Annotated in this window: 3 protein-coding genes; all 3 read left to right on the top strand. The window is 67.9% G+C overall.

The features are described 5' to 3' along the window. Window positions 1-79: 79 nt before the first annotated feature. A complete protein-coding gene (tnpA, locus tag AC5JBD_RS00085) occupies window positions 80-583 on the top strand; it encodes an IS66-like element accessory protein TnpA (RefSeq protein WP_495719714.1) in 504 nt (167 codons plus the stop codon). Continuing rightward, window positions 580-927, top strand: coding sequence for an IS66 family insertion sequence element accessory protein TnpB (gene tnpB, locus AC5JBD_RS00090; RefSeq protein WP_495719715.1), 348 nt, complete (start codon window positions 580-582; stop codon window positions 925-927). The genes tnpA and tnpB overlap by 4 nt, the downstream gene beginning before the upstream one ends. A gap of 64 nt (window positions 928-991) precedes the next feature. Continuing rightward, window positions 992-2,387: IS66 family transposase (gene tnpC, locus AC5JBD_RS00095; protein WP_495719716.1), on the top strand; the 1,396-nt coding region annotated here is incomplete at its 3' end.

A 2,387-nucleotide genomic window follows, 5' to 3' on the forward strand; every position in this document is an offset into this window, starting at 1 on the left:
GTTAGCGGCCGGGCGGCGACACTCTGTCCGCGTGGTGCTGAAGCATGCCATCTCGCCCGCATAGCGAAGGGCAGAGATGATGTCGGAAGAGGACGACGCCCCAAAAGACGCTTCTACGATTAATCGTAAAAGTGGTCACGGCGAGCGGGTCGAGGTGATCTCTGGCCGGGAGCGCCGCCGAGCCTGGACGACGGAGCAGAAGCTTCAGATTGTCGCGGAGAGCCTCGAGGCCGGAGCGTCGCCAATCGCGGTGGCCCGGCGACACGGGATTGGCAGCGGCCTGCTGTACACCTGGCGACAGCAGATGGTGCGCGGCGAGCTCGGTGCCGTCGTACCGCAGCCCACACCTGGTTTCGCTTGTGTCGAGATCGTGCCGACGCCTGCCAGCACGGCGATGCCGGCGGCGGCGGGCGAGCCGGAAGGTGAGATCGCACCGTCGGCTGAGGGATTGCGCTTGGCGATACTGGACCAGCCGGACGGGCGGATCGAGATCGTGTTGACCAGCGGCGTCGTGGTACGGGTCGGCGCGGCGGTGGACCAGGGAGCGCTGTGCCGCGTGCTGGCCGCGTTGTCGGGACGATGATCGCGCCGCCTGTCGGCCTGCGGGTCTACCTCGCCTGTGGTGCGACTGACATGCGCAAGGGGATGACGGGGCTTGCCATGCTCGTGCAGGAAGGGCTGGCGCAGAACCCCTACGATGGCTCGCTGTATGCGTTTCGTGGTCGCCGCGGCAATCTGGTCAAGTTGCTCTGGCACGATGGGATCGGATTGTGCGTACTGAGTAAGAAGCTGGAACGCGGCTACTTCGTCTGGCCCACGACGGGCAGCGGCGCGGTTTCGCTGACGGTGGCGCAGTTGGCCACGCTGATGGAAGGCTGCGAGTGGCGCGCGCCGGTACAGAGCCGAAGACCTGAGCTGGCAGGCTGAGAAACGGCGCTGCCGCCGATGAACGTGATGCCGGCGACGCGTCGCACTCGGCCATGATGTCGATGTGTCGATCGACCTCGATGCCCTTCCCGACGACAACGCAGCCCTGCAGCAGATGCTGCGCGATGTCGTCGGCACTGTCGCGCAGCGAGACGCGCAGCTGAATGAGCTGACAGCCGAGAACGAGAAGCTGCAGTCCCTCATCCTGCGGCTGCTGCGGCACCGGTTCGGCCGTCGCTCTGAGCAGCTCACCCCGGACCAGCTGCTGCTGGCCGTCGGCGACCTCGAGCAGGAGGCCGCGGAGCGCGCGCCCGAGGAGGAGGCGAAGGCTCCCGAGAAGACCAAGGAGCGACGCAGCAAGCCACCGCAGCGCAATCTAGGCACGCTGCCGGCGCATCTCCCGCGCTACGAGGTGGTGCTCGACGTCGACAGCAAGGTCTGCCCCTGCTGCAGAGGCGAGCTGCATCAGATAGGCGAGACCACCACCGAGATGCTCGACCTGGTTCCCGCCCAGCTGCGGGTCAAGGTCCTGCGCCGCCCCCGTTATGGCTGCCGCAAGTGCGAGGCCTGCGTCATGCAGGCACCCGCACCGGAGCGGCCGATCGACGGCGGCATGGCCACCGAGGCGCTGGTGGCCCACGTCGTGATCAGTAAGTTCTGCGACTTCCTGCCCCTGCACCGGCAGTCGCAGATGCTGGCCCGCCAGGGGATCCGGATCGACCGCTCGACGCTCGGCGCCTGGGTGGGCCGGGCCTGCTGGTGGCTGCGGCCGCTCTATCAGCTCACGGTGGCCCAGGTCATGCCCGCGGCCGTGCTGTTCGCCGACGACACGACCCTGCCCGTGCTCGAGCCCGGCCGCGGCAAGACCAGGACCGGGCGGCTCTGGTGCTGTGCGGTCGACAACCGGCCATGGCAGGGGCCCGGACCGACGGCCGCGGCGTATGTCTACAGCGAGGACCGCGGTGGCGAGCATCCTGCCGAGCACCTGGCCACCTTTCGTGGCAAGCTGCAGGTGGACGGCTACAAGGGGTTCTCCAGCCTGGCCCGGCAGCGTGGCGGCGAGGCCGTACTCGTGTTCTGCTGGGCCCACTGCCGCAGGCGGTTCTACGAGTTCTACACCGCCACCAAGTCGCCGCTTGCCGCCGATGCCCTCGCCCGCATAGCCAGCCTCTACGCGATCGAGGCTGAGATCCGCGGCCATCCCGTCGACCATCGACACAGCGTTCGCCAGCAGCGCAGCCGGCCGATCGTCGAGGCGTTGCACGCCTGGCTGCAAGCCACGCTCCCGCGCCTCTCGGGATCCTCGGACCTGGCTGGAGCGATCCGCTACATGCTCCATCACTGGCCCGGCCTGATCCTGTTCCTCGACGACGGACGATTGTCGCTCGATACGAATGTGGTCGAGCGCGGGATGAGACCAGTTGCTCTGGCGCGCAAGAATGCATTGTTCGCCGGGTCGG

The sequence above is a fragment of the Allosphingosinicella sp. genome (assembly GCF_059502505.1).

What these genes read in the sequence shown, in the direction of transcription:
- tnpB (WP_495719715.1), top strand. Translation starts at nt 580, where the DNA reads ATGATCGCGCCGCCTGTCGGCCTGCGGGTCTACCTCGCCTGTGGTGCG.
- tnpA (WP_495719714.1), top strand. Translation starts at nt 80, where the DNA reads ATGTCGGAAGAGGACGACGCCCCAAAAGACGCTTCTACGATTAATCGT.